Annotated in this window: 18 protein-coding genes; 9 read left to right on the top strand and 9 right to left on the bottom strand. The window is 56.6% G+C overall.

Going from position 1 to position 23,274, the window contains the following annotated elements:
- The first annotated feature begins 80 nt into the window (after positions 1-80).
- A complete protein-coding gene (locus tag ACYVHC_RS01585) occupies positions 81-992 on the top strand; it encodes a diacylglycerol/lipid kinase family protein (RefSeq protein ID WP_460611904.1) in 912 nt (303 codons plus the stop codon).
- Here the strand turns inward: ACYVHC_RS01585 and ACYVHC_RS01580 are convergent.
- A complete protein-coding gene (locus ACYVHC_RS01580; protein ID WP_460611903.1) occupies positions 989-2,218 on the bottom strand; it encodes a metallophosphoesterase in 1,230 nt (409 codons plus the stop codon). The genes ACYVHC_RS01585 and ACYVHC_RS01580 overlap by 4 nt on opposite strands.
- A gap of 102 nt (positions 2,219-2,320) precedes the next feature.
- A complete protein-coding gene (locus ACYVHC_RS01575) occupies positions 2,321-2,956 on the bottom strand; it encodes an LON peptidase substrate-binding domain-containing protein (RefSeq protein WP_460611902.1) in 636 nt (211 codons plus the stop codon).
- Positions 2,957-3,089: 133 nt separating this feature from the next.
- Between ACYVHC_RS01575 and mtgA the strand changes: the two genes are divergently transcribed.
- Complete coding sequence (mtgA, locus tag ACYVHC_RS01570) at positions 3,090-3,833, top strand: monofunctional biosynthetic peptidoglycan transglycosylase (RefSeq protein WP_460611901.1); 744 nt, start codon at positions 3,090-3,092, stop codon at positions 3,831-3,833.
- A 37-nt stretch (positions 3,834-3,870) separates the two neighbouring features.
- A complete protein-coding gene (locus ACYVHC_RS01565; protein ID WP_460611900.1) occupies positions 3,871-4,323 on the top strand; it encodes a YybH family protein in 453 nt (150 codons plus the stop codon).
- A 124-nt stretch (positions 4,324-4,447) separates the two neighbouring features.
- Here the strand turns inward: ACYVHC_RS01565 and ACYVHC_RS01560 are convergent, their stop codons facing one another.
- Both ACYVHC_RS01560 and ACYVHC_RS01555 read right to left on the bottom strand, forming a co-directional pair.
- Entirely contained in the window at positions 4,448-5,635 is a 1,188-nt protein-coding gene (locus ACYVHC_RS01560; protein WP_460611899.1) for an App1 family protein, read from the bottom strand.
- Positions 5,636-5,791: 156 nt separating this feature from the next.
- Positions 5,792-6,601 carry a M48 family metalloprotease gene (locus ACYVHC_RS01555; RefSeq protein WP_460611898.1) on the bottom strand — a complete coding sequence of 270 codons (810 nt, stop codon included), beginning with the start codon at positions 6,599-6,601 and terminating at the stop codon, positions 5,792-5,794.
- 426 nt (positions 6,602-7,027) lie between these two features.
- Here ACYVHC_RS01555 and ACYVHC_RS01550 point away from each other — a divergent pair, with 426 nt between their 5' ends.
- Positions 7,028-8,149 (top strand): DNA topoisomerase IB, encoded by a 1,122-nt coding sequence (locus ACYVHC_RS01550; RefSeq protein WP_460611897.1) that lies wholly within the window; start codon positions 7,028-7,030, stop codon positions 8,147-8,149.
- Positions 8,150-8,238: 89 nt separating this feature from the next.
- On the opposite strand, the gene ACYVHC_RS01545 is transcribed toward ACYVHC_RS01550, so the two are convergent.
- Positions 8,239-9,825: a hypothetical protein gene (locus ACYVHC_RS01545; protein ID WP_460611896.1), complete on the bottom strand. Its 1,587-nt coding sequence runs from the start codon at positions 9,823-9,825 to the stop codon at positions 8,239-8,241.
- 150 nt (positions 9,826-9,975) lie between these two features.
- On the opposite strand from ACYVHC_RS01545, the gene ACYVHC_RS01540 reads away from it, so the two are divergent.
- A complete protein-coding gene (locus tag ACYVHC_RS01540; RefSeq protein ID WP_460611895.1) occupies positions 9,976-11,580 on the top strand; it encodes a hypothetical protein in 1,605 nt (534 codons plus the stop codon).
- Positions 11,581-11,622: 42 nt separating this feature from the next.
- On the opposite strand, the gene ACYVHC_RS01535 is transcribed toward ACYVHC_RS01540, so the two are convergent.
- The 4 genes from ACYVHC_RS01535 to ACYVHC_RS01520 all read right to left on the bottom strand — a co-directional run bounded on the left by ACYVHC_RS01535 (position 11,623) and on the right by ACYVHC_RS01520 (position 15,798).
- Entirely contained in the window at positions 11,623-12,042 is a 420-nt protein-coding gene (locus tag ACYVHC_RS01535; protein ID WP_460611894.1) for an STAS/SEC14 domain-containing protein, read from the bottom strand.
- Between the two features lie 254 nt (positions 12,043-12,296).
- Positions 12,297-13,784: an exonuclease domain-containing protein gene (locus tag ACYVHC_RS01530; RefSeq protein WP_460611893.1), complete on the bottom strand. Its 1,488-nt coding sequence runs from the start codon at positions 13,782-13,784 to the stop codon at positions 12,297-12,299.
- A 176-nt stretch (positions 13,785-13,960) separates the two neighbouring features.
- On the bottom strand, positions 13,961-14,431 hold the full coding sequence (locus ACYVHC_RS01525; protein ID WP_460611892.1) for a ferritin family protein: 471 nt from the start codon (positions 14,429-14,431) through the stop codon (positions 13,961-13,963).
- A gap of 182 nt (positions 14,432-14,613) precedes the next feature.
- Entirely contained in the window at positions 14,614-15,798 is a 1,185-nt protein-coding gene (locus ACYVHC_RS01520) for an AI-2E family transporter (protein ID WP_460611891.1), read from the bottom strand.
- A gap of 192 nt (positions 15,799-15,990) precedes the next feature.
- Here ACYVHC_RS01520 and ACYVHC_RS01515 point away from each other — a divergent pair, with 192 nt between their 5' ends.
- The 4 genes from ACYVHC_RS01515 to ACYVHC_RS01500 all read left to right on the top strand — a co-directional run bounded on the left by ACYVHC_RS01515 (position 15,991) and on the right by ACYVHC_RS01500 (position 23,217).
- Positions 15,991-17,922 (top strand): DNA topoisomerase IV subunit B, encoded by a 1,932-nt coding sequence (locus ACYVHC_RS01515; protein WP_460611890.1) that lies wholly within the window; start codon positions 15,991-15,993, stop codon positions 17,920-17,922.
- A gap of 422 nt (positions 17,923-18,344) precedes the next feature.
- Positions 18,345-21,041 (top strand): DNA gyrase/topoisomerase IV subunit A, encoded by a 2,697-nt coding sequence (locus ACYVHC_RS01510; RefSeq protein ID WP_460613119.1) that lies wholly within the window; start codon positions 18,345-18,347, stop codon positions 21,039-21,041.
- A 130-nt stretch (positions 21,042-21,171) separates the two neighbouring features.
- Positions 21,172-22,032, top strand: a complete 861-nt coding sequence (locus tag ACYVHC_RS01505) for a tetratricopeptide repeat protein (RefSeq protein WP_460611889.1) — start codon at positions 21,172-21,174, stop codon at positions 22,030-22,032.
- A gap of 63 nt (positions 22,033-22,095) precedes the next feature.
- A complete protein-coding gene (locus tag ACYVHC_RS01500; protein ID WP_460611888.1) occupies positions 22,096-23,217 on the top strand; it encodes a tetratricopeptide repeat protein in 1,122 nt (373 codons plus the stop codon).
- Positions 23,218-23,274: the final 57 nt, after the last annotated feature.

Genomic DNA, 23,274 nt, shown 5'->3' with positions numbered 1-23,274 from the left:
TCGGCTATATTTTTTTGTCTGGGTTGCCGTTGCAGCACGCCGGCAACCTAGTACTTCGCACATTCAACAGCAACCTGCCCATGACGTCTGTACTGCTCCGGCAGCTTTTGTTTGTACTGAACCCCATTTCCGGTGACATCGACAAGAGCGAGCTGGAAACTTCCATTACCCGCTACTGCCAGGAGAGGGGCCGGACGGCTGCCTTCTTCCATACCGATGGCACCGACGACCTGGCTAAGCTGCGCGCCCACCTCACCGATACTCCCTACGACGCGGTATTTGCGGCCGGTGGCGACGGAACCGTGAGCTTGGTAGCGGAGGCCTTGGTCGGCAGCGAAGTGCCCCTAGGAATTCTGCCGCTGGGCTCGGGCAATGGCCTCTCCAAGGACCTGGGCATTCCGCAGGATGTTCCGGAAGCGCTACGCCTAACCTGGGAACACACCCTGCGGACCGTGGACACCCTGCAGATTGGAGGAAAATTCTCGGCGCACTTAGCTGATCTGGGTTTCAATGCGCTGATAGTGGAGCGCTTTAACGAAGGCGACATCCGCGGGCCGGGAGCGTACATCCGAATTGCCACCCAGGAGTATGCCAACTATAAGCCAGCCAGCTACCGCATTGAAACCGACCAAGAAGCGTGGGAAGGACCAGCGTTTATGCTCACTATAGCCAATGCCAGCACTTTCGGCAGCAACGTCATCATCAACCCCGACAGCCAGCTGGACGATGGTCAGTTTGAAATCTGCTTAATTGAGCCTTTCCCCAATGCCGCAGCCCCGGGGTTGCTTTACCGGCTCTACACCAGCGGCTTTGATGCTTCTGACTACACCCGACGCCTAAGCTGCCGCAGGGCCCGCATCAGCGTGCAAGGGCAAGAACTGGTACTAGTGCAGATTGACGGTGAACCGCACTATCTACCTTCTCCAGTAGAAGTATCCATCATGCCGGCCAGCTTACGCTTACTAGCCCCCAAAAGTGTCCAAACCTCCTAAACAGGTTTTACGCTTTGGGCTATTTGCTCGAGCGGCAATGGCACAAGTGGCGGCGATACCACTGGGGCAGGCGTCAGGCGAAGTCGAAAAACCTCACTCGTTTGGTCGGGCTCCAGGGTGCGCAGCCAAGTTTCATGGGGGACATAAAAGTCGAGGCTAAAGAAGCCCTTATGCTCGTGCACGAAAGTGGCTTGGCCGCCTTTCTGCACAAAAGCCGTTTTACTGCCCGAGCCGCTCACTAGGTAATGCCCGCCGTGCTGCTGAAAATACTGCAGGTTGTGGTCGTGGCCGGCGGCGTAAATAACGTTGGGAAACTGATGCAGCACCCGCAGTAGCCGCCGGCGCATTTTGCGGTAGCGCGGATGCGCCATATCCTCGGCCGCGCCCACTAGCTTGCGGTACAGCGGCAGCAACGAGCCAATGAGCGGCAGCGGCACGTATGCTTGCTTGTACACCGTAGTCAAGGGAAACACATGCTGCTTGGCCGTGAATTTGCCACCGTGCAAGGCATTAGAATACAACGGGTGGTGCCCGGCCACAATAACCTGCTGGTGCTGGTTTGCCGCTAGAATCTGCTGGAGCTGGCGGAATGGCTCCTTGGTATCGGAGGCGGGCCGTGGGCCCTGCTGTACCCACCATTGCGTATTGAGCACCACCAGCACTAGGCCTTCGGTGAGCTGCAACACAACGGGGCCGGGTTGGCCGTCGGGGGGAAGGTAGTGCGTAGCTGGCAGGTGCTGGTGCACATACGCTTCCTGGCGGCGCAGGTATTCCCAGCCATCGGGGCGTCCTTTATTCCAGTCGTGGTTGCCGCTAAGCATTACTACCCGGCCCCGGAAAGGCCGCAGGCTATCCAGCAGCGCCGACAGCCGTGCTTCGGCTGCGGCCCGGCCTAGGTGGTCAGGGGCAGGCAACCCAGTGGGGTACACGTTGTCGCCGAGAATGACGATGGTGCCATCGGGTCCGGTTTCCTGCTGCCAGTCTTCCAGTAAGCGCAAGATGGGGTCCGTGCCGTCAGTGGCCACCGAGCCGGGGTCGCCGAGGAGCGCCACCCGGTGTGTCGGACGGCCGGATGGTGGTAGGTGCCTTTCCCAATCGTTGTGCGCTGGGGCCACGTACGGCAGCCGCCGGTATTGCCGCTCGAGGTAGTACCTACGCAGCAGCCAGGCCGTCATCAACCCAACAAGGATCCAGAACGCATAGTACAGAGTAGTTAAATCGGGCACAGCAATACGGAAAGTGTAGGCAGGTATACGTGGAAATGGCTTCCGTTGCCGAAAACAGCGAGAGCGTGCAACGGCAAATGCTTGCCTACCGTGGTAGGGTGCTTAAAAGGCGGGCGGCGTAAGGTTTTTGAAATGGCCGTTCAGGCGCACTCGTTCTTTCAGCTTCTCAGTTTCCTGCAACACCGGCAACACGTGCAGCAGGTGGTCCAGAATCAGCTGCTGCCGTTCCTGCTCCGTGGCAGCTTCCAGTAACTGAAACTCCTGCTCCGTGCTCATGCCCACGTGATGGGCAATGTCATACACCCGAAAATCGGGCGCTAGCTCTAGCAGCAACCGTCGCAGCCCCAGCAACTCGTATAGCTCCTGAACCAGCGCGTGAATACGCGTGCGTAGTGCTGGGTCGGGGGTGTTGTCATCAGCCACGCTTTCCACTTCGGCGCCCGCATACAGCTTGCCCGGGGCCTCCCGGTAAAACTCTTCAATGCGGAACAACCCCACGGCTCGCGTCTTGATGTCCATTTCCCCGTTGGGATAATTATTGACCACACTTATCAGCCGCATTTCGGTGCCCAACGTGCTTACGCCGTTATTGATGTAGGGCGGAATACCGAAGGAAATATTTTCCTGCAGACAGTCGTGAACGAGTTGGCGGTAGCGCGGCTCAAAGATGTGCAGATTCAGCTTTTCGCCAGGAAAAACCACGAGATTGAGCGGAAACAGGGCCAGCATTCGAGTCATACCTACTTAACCACGTTTACCGGAAAATGTATTCTTATTGCAACGCAAAATCGGGCCTGTGCCTTAAAATGCGCTACTTTCGCCCGGAAGCTGTGGGCTTTCGCATCTGATTCAAGCTTTGTTTTTTGGTTTCGTGAAGGATTACAGGCAAACAGCCCGGCAAGTAGGCCGGGTGGCCCTGCAAGTGGTGGCCGCATTATTCCTGACGTCAGTAGCCTGGGTGCTAGTGTACCGTTGGGTAAGTCCACCTGCTACCTGGCTAATGCTGGACCGGCGCGCACATGCGCCTGTGGGCAAAGGCTATCATGGCATTCGGGAAGAAGACCGCCAGATTAACTACAGCTTTAAAACGCTAGAAGAGGTATCGCCGCACTTGCCCCTGGCCCTGGTGGCTGCCGAAGACCAGCGCTTCCTGACGCACCACGGATTTGATGGCGATGCGCTGCTACAAGCGGCCAAATCTAACATGAGTGGGGGCAAGCAACTGCGTGGTGGCAGCACTATTACGCAGCAGGTAGCCAAAAACGTGTTTCTGTGGCACGGCCGCAGCTACGTGCGCAAAGCCGCCGAAGCTTACTTTACGCTGCTCATTGAGCTGCTCTGGGATAAGCGCCGCATTATGGAAATGTACTTGAACGTGGCCGAAATGGGCGATTGTATTTTCGGGGCCGAGGCAGCGTCTCAGCAGTACTTTCATAAGTCAGCCCGCAAGCTGACGCCTCCGGAGGCGGCTCTTCTGGCAGGCGTACTTCCAAATCCATTGAGGTTTCGGGCGGCAAACCCGGGTCCGCAGGCCCGGGCCAAGCAGCAGCGCGTGTTGCGCAACATGCGGCGGCTGGGCGGTACAGCCTATGTGAAAGCACTGATGGACCACTAACGCCAACGGCATTCCACTGATGTTCTATCTTCCTACCATGAAACGTTCTGTTCTGCTGCTCGCGGCTCCACTGTTGCTGCCTGCTTGCGCACCTACTAGCTCGGTTAGTACCACCAACGGTGCCACAGCTCGGCGCGATATTGCCCAAGTGCTCCAAATCCAGACCGCTGCCTGGAACCGGGGCGATGTAGCTGGCTTCATGCAAGGCTACTGGCAAAACGATTCCTTGGTATTTATTGGGAAAAGCGGCCTTACCTATGGCTGGCAGCGCACCCTTGATAATTACCGGAAAAGTTACCCGAGCCCCGAGGCTATGGGCCAGCTCGATTTCTCGGGCCTCCGCATTCAGCCGCTCAGCCCCGATGCCGCGCAGGTGGTAGGGCGCTGGCACCTAGCCCGCCCCGCGCAAGGCGACTTGCAAGGACATTTTCTGTTGGTGTTCCGCCGCATCAATGGACAGTGGGTGGTAGTAGCCGACCATTCGAGCTAAACCCAACTGCTACAACCACACCGTGCGGCGCCGGCGGCGGGTTTGGCTGCTCTCAAGGCCTAGTACCGACTAGGTATTAAAAGCCCGTAAACCTGCCGCCAGCGCCGCATGGTGTAATCAGGGGTTACTTCATAACGGGCTCGCCGCTGCCTTCGCCATCCAGCTCAGAGTCATCGGCGGCAGCTTCGTCTTTTTGCTTTTCTTGCTCCACTGCCTGCAAGGCTTCCTGGAAAATGAGGCCCGTACCTATGGCATGCTCGGCGGCCTGTACCGTGTCCTGTACCAATACCATTTCCACCTTGTGCTCGCGCAGTTCCTCCGAAACCTTTTCTACCAGCGCCGCGCGGTCAGGAAGGTTCACGTCGCGGATGTAGATGGCGAGCACGCGGCCAGGGTGTTTGCGCACCACCTCACGGTATATATTGGCGTCTTCTTGGCCTGAGTCGCCAATGAGCACGAACGGGAGCGTAGGGTAAGTCAGCAGCAGGTTATCGATTTCCTTCAGCTTATGGCCGTGGTGCTCCGATATGTCGGTACTTTGCTTGCGCTTGAGGGCCATATCGCGCAGCAGCAGCGGGCCGGGCGGAATATCATTCAGCTGCAGAAAGTCCTCGAGCAGATCATATAGGTTCCAGGGTGAGCTACTGACGTAAAAGAAAGGGTTGTTGCGCTTGCCATTGCGGCCTAACTGCAGTTGGCGGTAAAACTCGGCCACGCCCTTAAAGGGCAAACGGGAGCGGGCATTGCGCAGCAATACCGTGCGCGCCATGCGCAGCAAGTCAGTAGCCGAGGTCTGGATGACCGTGTCGTCGAGGTCAGAGATAATGCCATATTCTGCATCGGCGGGCGGAATGAGCACCATTGACCGGGTGTTCAGGCCATTAGTGGGGGTAGGGAAAGGCTCGGGAGCTTTGCGCAGAAGCACTTCCACGGGGTACCACAGATAATCAACCGGCTCGGGCAGGGCCTTGGGTTCCAGGTTCAGCGTGAAGTAGCCTTCCTCATCGGTTACAACCGTGTGGTCGGTGCCATCGGCTGGAAGCACACTCAGCTGCGCGCCACTGATTTCGTTGCTATCAAAGCGGCGGTACATATTCAGCAGATTGTTCCAGCGGGAGTCGGCCGGATCTGGCTCACTGATGCCCTTGTCCGTGAGCAGGCGCCCTTTCACGTACAGGCGGCTCGGGGTGCCGTAGCTGCGGTACGAAATAATCTGGATAGGATGGAGCATGCCCAGCCGAGCGCGGGTTTTGGTGAACGCCTCATCGGCGCGTTCGGCCCAGCCGCTTAGGGTATCGAGTAAGGAAGCCATGAAGGAAATGGGGAGAAAAGCAGATTGGCAGAATATACGCCTACGCACACCACTAGGGCTAGTGTTGCGTTTCGCCATCCGGAGAAGCGGTGGTAGGCACAAAAAAAGCTCCCGACCAACGTCAGGAGCTTTCACTAAAAACAAGTGCTAGCAGAATTACAAAGCGCTTTTCAGCTCATTGAAATCAGTAGAGGAAGCCGAGCGGTTGCGGCACTTCAGCTCATCGGCTTTGGTTTGGATGTTCTGGATGCGTGAACCAGGGTCGGGGTGCGTGCTCAGGAATTCCGGCGTGCCGCTCTGGCCTTCGGCTTGGGCTTTAATGAAGAAGCCTGCTGCGCCATCACAGGCGTAGAGGTTGGTGCCGTTGAGGTACTCTACTGAATACGCATCGGCCTCCGTTTCGTAGTCGCGGCTGAATTTCAGCTGGCCCAGGCTAGAGGCTACATCTACCAGCGTGTTCTGGTTTTCGCCCAGCAGCAAGCTCAGGAGCACACTAATACCATACTGGTTCTGGAGCTGGCGAGACGTGTGGCGGCGGTCGGCATGGGCAATTTCGTGGCCTAGCACACCGGCCAGCTGGGTTTCATTATCGAGGTACTTAATCAGGCCCGAATACACGTAAATGTGGCCGCCGGGGGTGGCAAACGCGTTTTGGGTCTGGTCGTCTTTGATAATTTTTACATCCCACGGAAACTCATTGCGGTATTGCAGCTTGCCGTTGTTAAGCACGCGGGTAACAATGCGGCCCAGGGCGGCATAGGCACGCGGATTGCTGCCGGGCTCTACTAGTTGGCCTTTGGCGCGGAACGTGGAGTCGGTTTGGTCGGCTACTTTTTCGCCGAGGGCCTTATCATCTTCAACGGAGAAAAGCAGCACCCCGTCGCCATCTTTCGAGCAGGAAGAAGCCGTGCCCAAGGAAACTACAAGGCCGAACAACAGCCAGGGTTTGAGAAACAAACGACGCATAAAACGCGGAAATAAAGTGGTAAGGAAGGAAGAGCAATGCCAGCCTGCTAGAAAAAACGGTGCCAGAACCAGCAGCCTCCTAACGAAAGCCTTCCGGTTCGTGTTGCTGCCCAGCCTGGGGTTTGGAGGTGAAGCAGGGGTAGGTATCAGAGCGTCAATCGGAAAAAAGCCAGCGCCTGTATGCCGCCGCACATAATATTGGCTGATGGCTGCCCGAGCAACTGCGGCGGTTTTGCGCCAAACCAGATCCTAGGGTATTGCGGGAACTGAACTGCGCTAAGGGTAGCGGTAGCGCAAGGCTAAGGCGGGCTGGTGGTTGAGGCGGCATCGGTCAGTGGTGGCGGGTTACTATCTAATTGTTGGGTTTTGCGTAGAGAGTAGCCCGCGTGTCACTTCCGACGGGCGGGCTTTTTTGCTTTTCACCTGATGTCGACTTCCGAAACCGCCGCCCGCCCAAAAACCCGCAAAAAGAAGCTGGAGCCCCTGGAAGAGGCGCATCTGCTCTACAAAGACCCTGCCCGCCAGGCCGAACTGGCCGGCTTGCGCTACCTCTCCGATACCAAGCCCGGCATAACCCGCGAGGCAACCGCTACCGGCGATTTTCACTACCTCACGCCGAAGGGCGAACCGGTGGATGAAAAAACGCTGGCCCGCATTCAGGGCTTCGTGATTCCGCCGGCCTGGACGGAAGTTTGGATTTCCCCGTCGCCAAACTCGCACCTGCAGGTTACGGGCCGCGACGCTAAGGGCCGCAAGCAGTACCTCTACCACGCCACCTGGGACGAAGCGCGCGCGCTTACCAAATTCAGTCGACTGCTGGCGTTCGGGGAGCAGTTGGCCACTCTGCGGCAGCAGATGTACACCGACCTGGCTCGCCCCAAGCTAGACAAGCGTAAGGTTATTGCTCTGGTGCTGGTGCTCATGGACCAGTCGTTTATGCGGGTTGGTAACAAGGAGTACGCCCGCAAAAACAAAACCTATGGGCTTACCACCCTCCGCGACAAGCACGTGCAAGTAAGCGGTGCTGAGGTACGGTTTAGCTTTGTGGGCAAAAAGGGGGTAGCGCATGACCTGACCATTCAGGACCGCAAACTGGCCCGCCTGGTGCAGAAGTGCAAAGAAATTCCGGGGCAACACCTGTTCCAGTACTATGCCCCCAATGGCCACCGCGAAGAGCTGGAATCTGGCGACGTGAACGAGTACCTGCAGGAGGTTACGGGCATGAAGCTTTCGGCCAAGGATTTCAGAACTTGGGGCGGGACCGTGAAAATGGTGGAAGCTCTGGAGCGGGTGCTGGATGAGGACACCGAGTTCCCCAAGCCCAAAAGCCTGAAACGGGCGCTGAAAGATGTAGCCGAAAACCTGGGCAATACGCCTTCGGTCTGCTCGAAATACTACGTCCATCCGCAGGTGGTGGAGCTGTTTAATTCCGATCAGCTAATCAACTACCTGCGGCGCCACGATGCCGACCCAAACGAAAACGACCTGCTCACACCCACTGAGCACATGGTGCTGGAGATGTTGCAGGAACTAGAAGCCAAGAAGTAGCTCGTTGGCTAGAAGCAAAAAGTAAAAAGCGAGGGTGCTGCCTTTTTCCTACTAACTAGTTAGGGAAAAGGCAGCACCCTCGCTTCTGTTTAGCGGCCGGATCCGTCGCGGTCGAAGGCGTGGGACTTTACGCTGTGGTCGGTGCGGTTTTTAGTTTCGGGGCCAGGTTCTAGCACGTTGTTGCGGCGCGAGTCAAAGAAGCGGGTTCGTTTGCTGAGCCCGGCTACACGAGAAGAGTCGCGCACCACATCCTCACCAGGACCGCCATAGATATCAATAAATGGTGAGCGACTCACGTTTCCGGATACGGAAAACGTATCCTTGCCCCGGAGGCCATGTAGCACCACCGTGCGGGTATCCTTGGGGTGGAACGTGCGCTGATAAAGCAGGCGTCGCGGTTTGTTTTCTGATGGTGAATAGACGGAGACAACGGTAGCCGTGTCGTTGAGGCGCTGCACTTCAAATTCTTCGTCCTGGTCAGTGCCGGCTACTACCACCTGGTGGGAGCGGAGGGCATAAAATTTGGCGGCGGCTTTGGGCAGTGCTGCCCGTCTGGCTTTCAGGCTGGCAATCATGCGTGAGCCTTCCAGCCGAAACACTTCCGGCGGCAGCCCTTTTCGCACTGCTTGTTCAATTACGGCATCAGTAAGGCGCGTTTGCAGCTCCTGAGCGGTGCGCAAATACAATGTGCGAGGCACTGCAGCCAAGGCCCGCTCATCGATAAACGCGGCGTTGCGCGTGTAACCCTCTATGCTTTCAAACTCGGGGCCAAAGGTGCGGAACTTGCTTACTAGCTTGCTCACCAGCCACGACAGCGCCCCATCGCCGAACCGGAAAAATACCTGGTCGCGGTCTTGCGGAACGGGTTTCCAGAGCACCCGGCCATCGGGTTGCGGGTAGGAGGCCCAGCTCCACTGGCCTTCGTGCCGGTCCCAGTCGCCCAGCCAGATATCAAGTAAGCGGGCACGCAAAAAGGCCTCCCCATCGAGTTGGTGCGTGGGCCTAGTGTACAGCTGCTCCAACACGTCATCCGATTCTTCTAGGTCTTGGGCGCCAGCCACCGGACCGGCAATGTTTTCCTTGCCCTCAAACTTTTCTTCCAACATCACCACTTTGCCCTGAAACGAGGACGAAGCAGGGCCTAGTCCGTTCTCATCGGACCGGACGTAGAAGGGGCGAGGCGTGGTGTGCGGTATGCCGGCTGCTTCCGCTAACCCAGGCACTACAAACGCCCCAAAGGGCATGCCTGCTGAGGTAGCATCTCGCACCGTTGTCAGCACAAAGCCTTGGCGCAGCACCTTGGGCAGGGTTTTGTACGGATCCTTATCAATGCTGCGCAACGCATAGCTGCGCCCATTGGGGGCATCCATGGTAATACTGGTGGTTTGAAACCCGCCGCCTACTTTCCCAAATTTCAACCCGCCTGCTATAGCTTTCCGGGCATTAAAAACCGGCAAAGTCACGGGCTCGGCCCAGGTTCGGCGGTAATGTGGACCTAGTATGGCCCGGCCAAGCGGCCCCCGACGGTAATGGCGGCCCGCCGTTACGCGCGCACTGTCGGCGGAAGGTGCCAAAGGTGTGGCATAATCAACCCGGGCATCGGGCTGAAAATAGGTTTCGCGGCCACAGGCACTAGCCGTCAGTAGGCAAAAAACGAAGGGGTAGCGTGGGTTCATACCAGAGCAAATAAGCGCAGCTTGGCTCCTTCAACGCAATTGAGAAGGAAAAGTCGATACTCAACTGTACAACCGCCGGGCCCTGGTTTGCGCTATAAGGTCGGCTGCCCGATGTCGGTTGGCATTCTGGCTTGTAACCTATCTATATCTGTGCTGCTGTTTCCCCGCGTAATATCGCCTGCTGGTGTGGCAGTTAGTGTGGCGGCTGGCCTGCTGTGCGTTTCCTGCTCGGCCCCGGCCCAACCGGCTACTTCGGCCCGACAGACCACCATGCGTCCCGATTCAACGGTGCTGGTTGCTGCCGGCCCCCAATACGATAAGGGCCCCGTGTACCGTTTTTTTTGGGGAACTCATTACCGCAGTCTGTGGAAGGTACCCGTTACGGCGCCGGTGTTCAACCTCCGGACAGCTGTGCCCGGGGGGCTGACGCCCATCCGGGAGGGAGGCTCCTTTCAAACCAAGAATTTGCGGCTCATTGACCGCCAAGGCGTGCAGTACGTGCTGCGCTCCGTGGATAAGGACCCCACCAAGGCCCTGCCCGAAGGGTTGCAGCAAGGCCCTATTGGCAAGCTGATGAAAGACCAAACGAGCGTTATCCATCCGTATGGCGCCTACATTGTGCCCCCGTTGGCTAAGGCGGCGGGCGTGTACCACACCAATCCGCGCCTGGTTTTTTTGCCCGATGATCCGGCGCTGGGCGAGTTCCGGGAAAGCTTCGGTAATGCCCTGTATCTGTTTGAAGAGCGGCCCGAAGGCGACCAAAGTCAGGTCAGCAGCTTCGGCCGCTCAGCTCATGTAGAAAGCTCCCGCCGCGTATTTACCAACCTGGTTACTAGCTCTTTGTTTCAAGTAAACGCCCGCCAGTACCTGCGCAGCCGCCTGTTTGATATGTGGCTGGGCGACTGGAGCCGGCGCGAAGACCAGTGGCGCTGGGCCGGCTTTCCAACTGCGAGCGGTACCGTCTATCAGGCCATTCCGCGCGACCGGGACCACGCTTTTTTCAAGTTCGATGACGGTGTACTGACACGCATAATCAGCTGGGTTAAAACCAACTACCAGAGCTTTCACGAAAAAATTCGGCTGCAGGATGTGGAGGGGCTAAACCGCGCTGCTCGGCCCATGGACAAGATACTGCTGGCTTACCTTACCCGCGCCGACTTCCAGCAGATTGCAGACTCCATGCGTACGTCGCTATCCAACGAAACCATTGACCGCGCCCTAAAGGTGTGGCCCAAGGAAGTGCAGGAGTTGGGGGCCGCTGATTTTAGCCGCAAGCTGCGCGCTCGGCGGGAACAGCTGCCGGCCGTTGCGGCCAAGTTCTATGAGTTGCTGGCCCGTGACATAGAGCTGCCGGGCACCGATGAGGCAGAACGGTTTGTGGTAGAGGCCACGGGCCCGGAACAAGTGCGTGTGCAGGTGTATCACCTTACGCCGCAAGGCAGCCAGCTACTGCACGAGCGCACGTTTTTCGCCCGCGAAACCCGGTCAGTGAAGCTGTTTGGGCTAGGAGGAAACGATGCTTTTGAGTTACGTGGAAATCACAATCCACGCTTTCAGATTTCCGTATTCGATGGAGCGGGGCAGGACCTGATTGAAGTACAGCCATTGCCACCTAACTCCCGCAGCCGCATCACCATCTACGACAGCGGCGACGGAAATACGCTGCGGGTAGGCAAAACCCAGGTGGAGAAATACAAGCCCCGCGCTGAGGAGTTTGATGGTGCCGGATGGTTGCTGCGGCATCGGTTGTACTAGGTACGTGCAGCGCTTGAACTCACAATAAGCCAGCTTTACTAGCTACTGATGCGCCTTCAACCACTTAATAGCAGCTCCTTCATCTCCGAATAGCTGAACTACAAAGCCTCGGCCGGCTGAGGGGCTAGTGCGCCGCGCCAGCTCTGCCAACGGGGTAGCGGGAGTGCCGGCTGGCTGCCATGAGCTGGCCGTCAGGCACGCTAGGTGAGCGGTTTGCTTGAGCTGCTGGGAGGAAGCAGGCAGAAACTCCTGGTCTAGCCATTCCACCATACTGGCATTGGATTGATTGCGCCGGCGGGAATCAACCAGCCAATGAGAAACGTGATGCTCTTGGGCGGCAGCTAATACAGCTTGATAGCCTTGCTGGAGTTCAGGGGTAGTAACCTCCCGCAGCCACCGAACAATCAGAACGTGAAGGTCGGCGCGAAAGGCAATGGTAAGCGGAGCTGTTGACGCAATCATAGGTGGAGCCTGCTACGGCCCTGCAGTCAGTTTGTTGCATCTCGGTGGCGCTTTCTTCGCCGATTGCAAATAAATGGCTGGTGTTCAGTTGGGTTAATTCCAGCTGCGTACGCTGCCGTTTGCATGCTACGAACCGGTTCCGAACTGCGGGGAAGGAAGTACTTTCAGAGCCTATGCAATCCACTAGCCCTCGTTATATTCTGAACCGGTTTACCGTCTAAGAAGGGGTAGTAAACTGCCGATGGTGACAAGCGCTACTTAAAGATTTTTACCTTGTCTTTGTGCTCGGTGCGTAGGTATTGCCTGATAATTTGCTGCACATCTTTGTTATCGTTGTAACGGGTAATTACGTCCTGAAAATCGGTCAGGCGGCGGGCCGTGAAGGTGCCATCAACGTAGCCGAAGCCTAAGTAGCGGCCATTTTCTACCACCACAATACTCTTCTCGTCGGAGCGTCGGCCCTGGCCCATCACCACAAAGGAGCCGTGCTCGTAGGTGAACGACTCAATGGCTTCCTCTACGCGCTGGTTGTATTCCTCGGCAGGTTCTAGCCCAATGCAGGCTCCTTTGCACCGATGCACCTGATAGTCGAAGCAGGGCCCCTGGGTTTTATACAGGTCGCAGAGCTTCTGGCACAGGTTGAACTTGGCTACTTTATGAAACAGGAAGCCTTTGGCCTTGTATTGGTTACCTAGCGCAATAAGCGGGTGCGATTCGGCATGGTCATCGGCGCGGCCGTAGTATAGGTGCTTGTAGCCGTTCTCATCGGTGCGCAGGAAGATACCGGCCGGAAATACCGAACGGCGCTGCTGCCGGTTGTAGAGCGGTTTCAGGCGTTTTATCTCGTGCGACTCATATAGCAAGGCCACCAGCTCGGAGCCCGTCAGCTCCCAGGTAATATCTGAAATCGAGTTCTTGAACTCTATGCTTTTGCGCGACTTGTAATCAACGGCGAAGTGCTGCTGAATACGCTTGTAGATGTTGATGCTCTTACCAACGTAGATTACCTCGCCCTGCTCATTGTGGAAATAGTATACACCAGCTTCCTGGGGCAAACTAGCTACTTTTTCGGGCGTGATGTTGGGCGGCAGCAGCGCAGTTTTGATGGCGTCCTGCACTGCCTTTATTTTCCGGGGCGAGGGTTGCTTGCCAGCCGCCACCGGCCGCTGCCCGGCGGGCGCGTTAGCGTCTACAGCTGCTAGGGTCTCGGCGGGGCTCAACCCCGGCGAGGTCAGCGCCTCCTGCTGCTGGCTGATTTTTAGCAAGCGCCCAAACAAAATGGCTGTGGCGGCGGCGTCGCCGGTAGCGCGGTGGCGGTCATGCAGCGGAATACCAATGTTCTGGCACAGCTTGCCTAAGCTGTAGCTCGGCTGCCCTGGCATCAGGGAGCGACTCAGGCGCACTGTGCACAGCGTTTTGCGCGAGTAGTTATAGCCCAGGTCGCCAAACTCCTTCTTAAGAAAGGAGTAATCGAAACGCACGTTGTGCGCCACAAATACGCAGCCTTCGGTTATTTCAACAATCTGGCGGGCTACCTCATGAAACTTGGGCGCGTCGCGCACCATATCATCGGTAATGCCCGTGAGTTGCGTGATAAAGAAGGGGATAGGCCGGCCCGGGTTCAGCAAGGTGCTGAACTCGTCTACTACCTTTTCGCCATCGTGAATGTAAATGGCAATTTCGGTGATGCGGTCCTGCGCGGGCTGGCCCCCGGTGGTTTCAAGGTCGATGATGGCGTACAAAAGCGGCAGTAACTTCGTGACAGCAGTCTTGCTAAGATGATTGGTAACAAAGATACCCCACCGGAAGGTTGCAATTGCTTTGGTCTCCTATAATACCTAGTAGGGTAGCACGGATATACAACAAAAAAGCCCACCACAAAGGGCGGGCTTTTTTCAAGTTTCGGATTTAAGAAAGCCTAGCGGTTTCCTTTTTGCTGAGTTACCCAGTTTTTAGCCGACAGTACTTCGCCGTGCTGCTTCTGGATTACGTTGCGGGCTTCAGCGGGCAGCTCATTTGACTTCAGCGCCGTTTCGTAGGCTGTCAAAGCTACTGCATCGCCGGTTTCGCACTCGCCCAGAATGGCCGAGTCGCTCTGGCCCGTGATGGCCGATTTGATGTTAATCCAGCCACGGTGTACGGCGGCGGCAGCATCTGCTACCACGCCTTCTACTGTATTGCCTTGCTCGGGGTTAATGCCGAACTGCTTGGCGTGCTGCGTGAGCTCCGAAGCAAACTGGGCCCGCTGCTGGCTGAGCTCACTGAACTTAGATTTCAGGTCGCCGCTGCTGGCGCCTTCGGCGGCTTCTTGGTAGCCTTTTGCAGCGGTTTTATTAATTTCTACTAGGTCGTTGTAAACGCGGGCGGCATCGCCTGAGATAGTTGCCATGTCGGAAGGAATTAGGTGGTTAGGATCAGTAAAGGCTGCCTGTAAGAAGCGGCAACCTGTGCTGTATACCTGAGCTAGCGGGTTGGGGTTGCTCAGGAATAGTGTAAAATTTAGCTTCCCGGCTCGATTTGGGTTGTGCGTGCCTGCCTAGTAGGCCTGTTCATTTGCGCGTTTCTGCACCCTTATGCCGCCTTCCCGATGGCGCGTTGCCAGAGACCCTTAAGGCCTCCCGGTGGCTTATTATCAGGCTTGGTAGAGTCTTCGCCCTCGGCCGTGTCACCGAGCAGGAACCCCCAGGGCTCGGTAATTTTGTTCGCGTCCAGAATTACTTTGGCCACGGCCATAATCGGAATGCTCAGAATCATGCCGGGCGTGCCCCATAATTCATTGCCCAGGATAAGCGCCAGAATGGCGGCCAGCGGATTGATGCTCACCTGTGAGCCGGTAATCATGGGCGTAATGAAGTTGCCTTCCAGAAACTGCACTACCACAAACACGCCAATTACGAGGGCTGCCTGCACCACTGAGCCGGTTTCTACCAGCGTAATGATGGCCGGCACGGTAGCGCCAATCATGATGCCGATATAGGGTATAACAGCCAGCACCGAGGCGAAAATGGCGAAGAAGACGGCAAATTTTACTCCCAATGCCAGCAGGCCAATGGCATTCAATACAGCCACAATGATGATAACTTTGAACAGGCCGGAGATGTAAGCCTGTACTACCGTCTGGATATTGTCAACGGTATGCAGCACAGCCGTGCGCCGGTCAGGCGCCACGAAGCGGAACATAAACTGCCGTAGATGGTCGCGGTACAGCAGCAAGCAGAAAATATAAATCAGAACCTGTACTAGGTTGCTTAGTACTGCTGTGGTGGTGTTGAGGGTAGTACCCAGGTACGTTCCGCCCGATTTCTTAATGGCCTTCACGGTGGAATCCTTCAGGTCGTCGATGCTCATGGGCTTGTAGCCGAACTTCTGGTGGGCCCATTCCTGCACCTCCACAAACGACTGCATCATTTTGTCCTGCAGCTTCGGAATTTCATTTTTAAACTGAGACAGTTGCGAGCCGAACCCTAGAATGATACCGGCAAAAAACAGCAGCAGCAGCAACAAGCACAGAATAATGGCCAGAATGCGCGGTACGCCGCGCAGCTCTAGCCATCGGCATATGGGCAGCAGCAGCAGGGTAAACACGGCTGAAAAAATCAGCGGAAGCAGAATATCATCGAGTTCCTTCAGTGAGTACACCAAAAGCACGGCACCCACCATGAAGAAAGCAAACTGAATTATAGGAGTTTGCTTTACAATTTGGTTGGGTTTGTGCCCGGAAGGAGGTAAGTGATGTTGAGAAGCAGGAGGAAACATTTGCTAATAGTATTGGGAATTTGAGAGGGAGAGGAAAGACACTAGGTAAGGTTTTTAGCCTTTTTTACGGGAACAAAGCGCGAGTTCTACGAGTTAGGTGAAGAAAAATTGCTAACTTAGCTAGCGAAAGTAAAACGCGGAAAAGGCCAATTTTCTGTGTTATTTTACCTCAACATTTGATTACCGGATTTCATGGCTGACGAATTAATACCTGCTGCAACCCCTGACCACGGCTACAACGAAGACAGTATCCGCTCCCTGGACTGGCGCGAGCACATTCGCCTGCGGCCCGGCATGTACATTGGTAAGCTTGGCGATGGCTCCAGCTACGACGATGGCATTTATGTGTTGGTCAAGGAAGTTATTGATAACTCCATTGACGAGCACGTCATGGGCCACGGCCGCACCATTGATATCAAGATATCCGACCACCGGGTACAAGTGCGCGACTATGGCCGGGGTATTCCGTTGGGGAAAGTAGTGGAGGTAGTAAGCAAGATTAACACAGGCGGCAAATACGACTCCAAGGTATTTCAGAAGTCTGTGGGGTTAAACGGGGTAGGTACCAAAGCGGTTAACGCGCTCAGCAATTACTTTTTAGTGCAGAGCGTGCGCGAAGGCCTGATGAAGGCCGCCGAGTTTTCGCAGGGCATCCTGACCAGTGATGCTAAGCCCGTGAAAACCAGCCAGCGCAACGGCACGCTCATGACGTTCCAGCCCGATGATACGATTTTCCGCAACTACCGCTTTATCCCGGAGTATCTGGAAAATCAGATCTGGAACTATGTGTACCTGAATGCCGGCCTGACCATCAACTTCAACGGCCAGAAGTACTACTCAGAGAACGGCCTGCTGGATTTGCTGGCGCGCAAAGCAGATCCGGAGAGCATTCGCTATCCCATTATTCACCTCAAAGGCCCCGATATTGAGCTGGCCCTCACCCACGGCAATGACTACGGCGAGGAGTACTACAGCTTCGTAAACGGACAGTACACTACCCAGGGCGGTACGCACCTGGCAGCTTTCCGCGAGGCAGTGGTGAAGACGGTGCAGGAGTTCTTTGCTAAGACCAACAAAAACAAGAAATACGAAGCCTCCGATATTCGGGCCTCCATCATCGCCGCTATTTCGGTGCGGGTGCAGGAGCCGGTGTTCGAGTCGCAGACAAAAACCAAGTTGGGCTCCATCAACATGGGTCCCGATGGGCCCACGGTGCGCGGTTTCGTGCTGGACTTTATTAAAGAGCAGCTCGACAACTACCTGCACAAAAACCCGCAGGTAGCCGAGGCCCTGAAAAAGCGCATCGACCAGAGCGAGCGGGAGCGTACGGACATGGCGGGCGTGAAAAAGCTGGCCAACCAGCGCGCCAAAAAAGCTAACCTGCACAACCGCAAGCTCCGCGACTGCCGCTTCCATTTCGGCGAGGGCAAGCAGGAAGCCGAAGCCCTGACCACGCTCTTCATCACGGAGGGGGATTCTGCCTCGGGCTCCATCACGAAAAGCCGCAACGTGGAAACCGAAGCCGTTTTCTCGCTGCGTGGCAAGCCCCTGAACTGCTTCGGTCTCAAGAAGAAGATTGTGTATGAAAACGAGGAGTTCAACCTGCTTCAGCACGCGCTTAATATTGAGGAAGGCATTGAGGGCCTGCGCTATAACCGCGTAGTAATTGCCACCGACGCCGACGTGGATGGCATGCACATCCGGCTGCTGTTGCTCACCTTCTTCCTGCAGTTCTTCCCGGATCTGATCCGCAACGGTCACGTCTTTATCCTAGAAACGCCGCTGTTTCGCGTCCGCAACAAGAAGACCACTATTTACTGCTACAACGAGCAGGAAAAGCAGGATGCCATGCGCCAGTTGGGCCGCAACCCAGAGATTACGCGCTTTAAAGGCCTAGGCGAAATTTCACCCGATGAATTCGGTAAATTCATCGGCGACAATATCAAACTCGAGCCCGTAATTCTGCAGTCCGACCGCTCCATTCAGCAGGTGCTTACCTACTACATGGGCAAGAATACACCTGCCCGTCAGGAGTTTATTATCGACAATCTGCGTTTAGAAAAGGATCTGATTACTTCCGATGTGTTGCCCGTGGAGGAAGTAGCCGAAGCCGACCTGGCGTAATTTTTTAACCTTCTGCTCGTCGGCTTTGCGCATCCTGAAGGCCTAGTACATCAGTGTTTCTGAAACTTGGAAATAACTTGAAGTACTAGGTGCCAACAGCCGACAAAGGCAGGAGAGAGGTACAAGAACAATAACCGTGGCAAGCGCCACACCCTACTGTGTCAGAAGAAACGAACCCCCACGACCTGAACCCGGAAGAGGAGCCCAACCTGTTTGGCGCCGGCGACTCCTTTGAGTTCGGGGCCGAGCCGGCAACCCCGGCCGATACGGATACTCCGGCCGAGGATGCCGTGCAGTCTGTTGTAAGTGAAGCCGGCGAGTTGCTGCTGGCCGAGTCGTCGGCTGATGTAGAAACGAAGACAGAACCGGAGCCCGTTACGGAAGAAACGGAAGAGGAGCCCAAATTTGCGCCCGGCGAAACCATTCATGATGTAGCCACCGTGAATGGCATGTACCAGAACTGGTTTCTGGACTACGCCTCGTACGTAATTCTGGAGCGCGCTGTGCCGGCTATTGAGGATGGTCTGAAGCCGGTACAACGCCGGATTCTGCATGCCATGAAGGAAATGGACGATGGCCGCTTTAACAAAGTGGCCAACGTCATCGGGCAAACCATGCAGTACCACCCCCACGGCGACGCGTCCATTGGCGACGCCATGGTGAACCTGGGCCAGAAAGATCTGCTGATTGAAACGCAAGGTAACTGGGGCGATATCCGGACCGGCGACGGGGCGGCTGCGCCGCGCTACATTGAAGCTCGCCTGAGCAAGTTTGCGCTTGATGTGGTGTTCAACCCCGACATTACGGAGTGGCAAATGAGCTACGACGGCCGTAAGCGCGAGCCGACCACCTTACCCGTAAAGTTTCCGCTGCTGCTGGCACAAGGCGTAGAGGGTATTGCCGTGGGCCTGAGCACTAAGATTATGCCGCACAACTTCCGTGAGTTGTGCAAGGCTAGCATCGACGTGCTTCGCGGCCGCGAGATTCAGCTTTTTCCCGACTTTCCAACGGGTGGCCTCTGCGACGTTACGCACTATAATGGCGGCCTGCGCGGCTCCAAAATCCGGCTGCGCGCTACCATCGAGAAGGCCGATAAGACCATGCTCGTGATTCGCGACATTCCGTACGGCACCACCACCACGGCGCTGATGGAAAGCATCGTGAAGGCCTCAGAAGCGAATAAAATCAAGATCAAGAAGGTAGTTGATAACACGGCTGCGGAAGTGGAAATTCAGGTACACTTGCCCACTGGGGTAAGCCCCGACCTGACCATGGATGCGCTGTACGCCTTTACGGATTGCGAAATCAGCATCTCGCCTAACACCTGCGTCATTATTGAGGACAAGCCGCGCTTTGTGGGCGTAGAGGATATGTTGCGCCTCAGCACCCAGAAAACGCTGCGCCTGCTGGAGCGGGAGCTGGAAATCCGGCAGGATGAGCTCCAGGAAAAGTGGCACTCGGCTTCGCTGGAGAAGATCTTTATCGAGAACCGCATTTACCGCAAAATTGAGGAGTGCGAAACCTGGGAAGATATTCTGCACACGATTGATGCGGGCCTGCGGAAATTTGTGCGCATTGAAGGCGAAAAGCCGAAAGCCAACGACACGCGCATTGTATTGCGCCGCGCCATCACGGAAGAGGACCTGACGCGCCTGACCGAAATCCGGATTAAGCGCATCAGCAAGTTTGATGGCTTCAAGGCCGAAGAGTTTATTCAGCGCCTGGAAACCGAGCTGGCAGAAGTAGCCGACCACCTGTTGCACCTCACGCGCTACGCCATCAATTACTTTGAAGGTCTGCTGAAAAAGTATGGGGCCAGCCGGGACCGGAAAACGCAGCTACGCACCTTTGATGTAGTAACGGCCCAGAAAGTAGCGGTAGCCAACCAGAAGCTGTACGTAAACTACGCCGATGGTTTTGTGGGCTACGGCCTGAAAAAGGACGAAAAAGCCGTAACAGTTTGCGACTGCTCCGACCTAGACGACATCATTGCCATCCGGCGCGACGGCACATTCATTGTGAGCCGGATTGCCGAGAAAACGTTTGTGGGCAAGGACATCCTGCACGTGGGCGTGTACAACAAGAACGACGACCGCCTGGTGTATAACATGGTGTATCAGGATGGCGCCTCGGGCATCAGCTTCGCCAAGCGCTTCCTGGTAACGGGCATCACCCGCGACAAGGTGTACGACCTAACGAAAGGCACGAAAGGCACCAAAACGCTGTATCTGACGGCCAACCCCAACTCGGAATCCGAGATTGTGAGCGTGCAGCTGTCGGATAAGGCGCCGGCGCGGGTAAAGCAGTTTGACTTTGACTTTGCTGAGCTGGCCATCAAGGGCAAAGGCTCGATGGGTAACATTGTCACGAAGCAGCCCATCAAGAAAATTACCCAGAAAAGCCTGGGCGACTCCACGCTGGGTGGCCGGGAAATGTTCTTCGACAGCGTGGTGGGCCGCCTCAATACGGCCGGCCACGGCCGCTACCTTGGCACCTTCGATACAGAGGATACCTTACTGCGAGTGTACAAAGACGGCAGCTACGAGGTGGTTCCGCCGGAAATGTCGTTGCAATTCGACATGGCCAATATGCTGCTGCTGCGCAAGCAGGAGCCCGGCACGGTACTCACGGCGGTGTACTATGAAGGCGAGTCGAAACTGTACTACGTGAAGCGGTTTACCATCGAGACAGCAACGCTCAAAAAGCGCTTCACCTTTATCAGTGAAACGCCTGGCTCCAAGCTTATTGCGGTAACGGCTAACCCCGAGCCGCAAGTAGAAGTAAAGCTGCAGCGCGACAAAAAGGCCGATAAGGAAACCGAGAAGATTTTGCTCCACGAGTTCATTGACGTGAAGGGGTGGAAGGCCATGGGCAACAAGCTGAATTACTTCAAGGTGCACGGAGTGACCCTGCTCACGGATGAAGGTCCCGAGCCCGAACGCCGGGTAGTAGCCAAGAAGCGCGGGCCTGCTACCCTCCCACGGACCGATGCCCCCGAAACGGCCGCCGAGCCGGAGCCGCTGGCCGAGCTGGCTGGCCACGTTGATATTTCGGAAGCAGATATTGCCCAGGCTCAGGCCGTATTGAAAACGCCTAAGTCGCAACTGAAGCTTTTCTAACCGCTTGTAGCCCTTACTTAAAACCGAAAAAGACTGGCCTGCCTAAGGTCAGTCTTTTTATTTTGAGCTCCAGCCAGGTACTATGGCTGTCATACCCGGCGCATCAAGCCAAAATGTACCTTTGTCGTTCATGCAGCGCTTGTTTCGTTTGATTAGAGTTGTGCTTTTACTAGGTCTCCTGCTGATGGGAACCGCCCGGACTGTAGCCCAGCCCACTACCCCGGCGTCGGCGGTTAAAGCCACTCAGGAACCTAGTGTGACGCAGCTTTTGGCCGAAGCCCACGTGCTTCAGACGAAATACCAGGAGTCGGAGGCGCTGGCGAAGTACGAGCAGGCGCTGGGCAAAGCCCCGGCCACTTACGAGGCGCTGTGGCAGGCTGCCGTACTCAGCGTCCGGATTGGGGCCCGCTACACCGATGAAACCCGAAAGTCGGCGTACTTTGGCGCGGCCCGGTTGTATGCCAGTAGGGCCCTAGTAGTGCAGCCTGATGGCGCCGAAGGACACTTTGCCGAAGCCCTGACCCTAGCAAACCAAGCCACCTTACTAACGGCCCGCGGGCGTTTGCTCGCCTACCGCGAAATGCGGCCTCATGTATTCCGGACAACAGAGCTTCGGCCCAACTGGGCCGAAGCTTGGCAACTGCTCGGGCGCTGGCACTACCGAGTCGATCATTACAACCTGCTGGAGCGGATTTATAGCCGCTTGGTTTTGGGTGGGATGCCGGCCGGGGCTAGTACGATTCAGGCAATCAATGCCCTGCGCCGAGCCCACGAGCTAGAGCCCAAGCGCATTCAGTTTGCCTATGACCTGGCCCGAGTGTACATCAACCGGGGGCAGAATACCCGCGCTAGCTCGGTACTGCAGGAGGCCGTGGCACTTACGCCAGTGACTGCCGATGAGCTGGAAATCAGCCGCCGCTGCCGCCGTCTGTTGCAGCAGCTCAACCGCAAGCTGCAACGCACAGTGCATCGGCATGTAAAGAAGATGTAGTGCCGCGCAAGCATTCTGTTCCTGCTGTATCTTTGCCTTTCTCTTCCGCTTTCTTTGGTCGCCATGTTTCGCTCTCTTCGCTTCCTTTTGCTTCCGACCAGTGTACTGCTGGTAGGGGCCTGCGCCGATGCGCCGGAGGAGCTACCAGAAACCATGGTGAACTTGCGCACAGTGCAGAGCGGCCCAAAAGTGCAGGCCGAGGAGCTAGATGGTGCCATTGCCCGCAAACCCAAGAATGCTTCTCTTTATGCCCGGCGAGCTGCTTTCCGGTTGGATGCCGGCCAAGTAGGCCCCGCACTGCTCGATATTAACCGGGCTCTGGAGCTGGATGATGCTCCCGGTGAGTTCTACTTCACGAAAGCGCGGGCGCTGCGGGCCGAAGGCCGTATTAAGGCGGCCCTGGATGCAACCACCGAAGCTGCCCGGCGTGGGTTTGCTTCACCTGATCTGAACCTGCTGGTAGGGGAGATGCACCTAGCTTCCCGCCGCTACCAGGATGCTCTCGACCAACTCGACCGCGCCTTGCAGCAGGAGCCCGACCACGCGGCGGCGCTGTTCTACAAAGGCGTAGCCTACATTGGGCTACAGGATACGCTGCAGGCCCTGGACTACCTGCGGGCCAGTCTCGCCCGCGACCCGCGCCAACCCGAAACCCTGCACCAGCTGGCTTTCCTTTCCAATGCCTTCCGGCAGCCCGAACAGGCCGCCGTATATGCCGCCCGCGGCCTGAAGCTGGCGCCAAGCTATGGGCCCCTGCTCTACGACTACGGTCGGCAGTTTGAGTTGCGCAACCAGCCCGATAGCGCCCTGCGAATTTATGCTCGCACCGTGCAGCTGGATACTACCTTCTACCGGGCCGATTACCGGTTGGCGCTGGCCGACTTCAAGGCGCGAAAGTATGCCGATGCTGTGCCGAAGCTGCAGCGGGCCTTGCGCCGGGCTCCACGTTTGGCCGGCGCACGCCAGATGCTGGCCGAGAGCTTCGAGAGCCTGGGTCGTTATGCGGAAGCCGCCGATCAGTACCGCCTTTTGGTAGCTGAAAACCCCGGCAACCGCCACTGGACCTACAAAGCGTGGAAGGTTAGCAACCGCGCCAAAGGGATCCTAGTAGACGAAAGACCACGGCAGGCCGTCGAGCCAATCGAGGCCATTGAGCCTATCCGGACGACCCGCCCCGGCCTGTAAGGTGGAGCTTTGATACTAAGCCCAGGCACGCTTGCTACGGTTGAAGGTCGTAGTTGG

Source organism: Hymenobacter seoulensis (genome assembly GCF_054780535.1).
The sequence above is the reverse complement of the archived record's forward strand: the minus strand, read 5'-3'. Positions and strand labels throughout refer to the sequence as shown.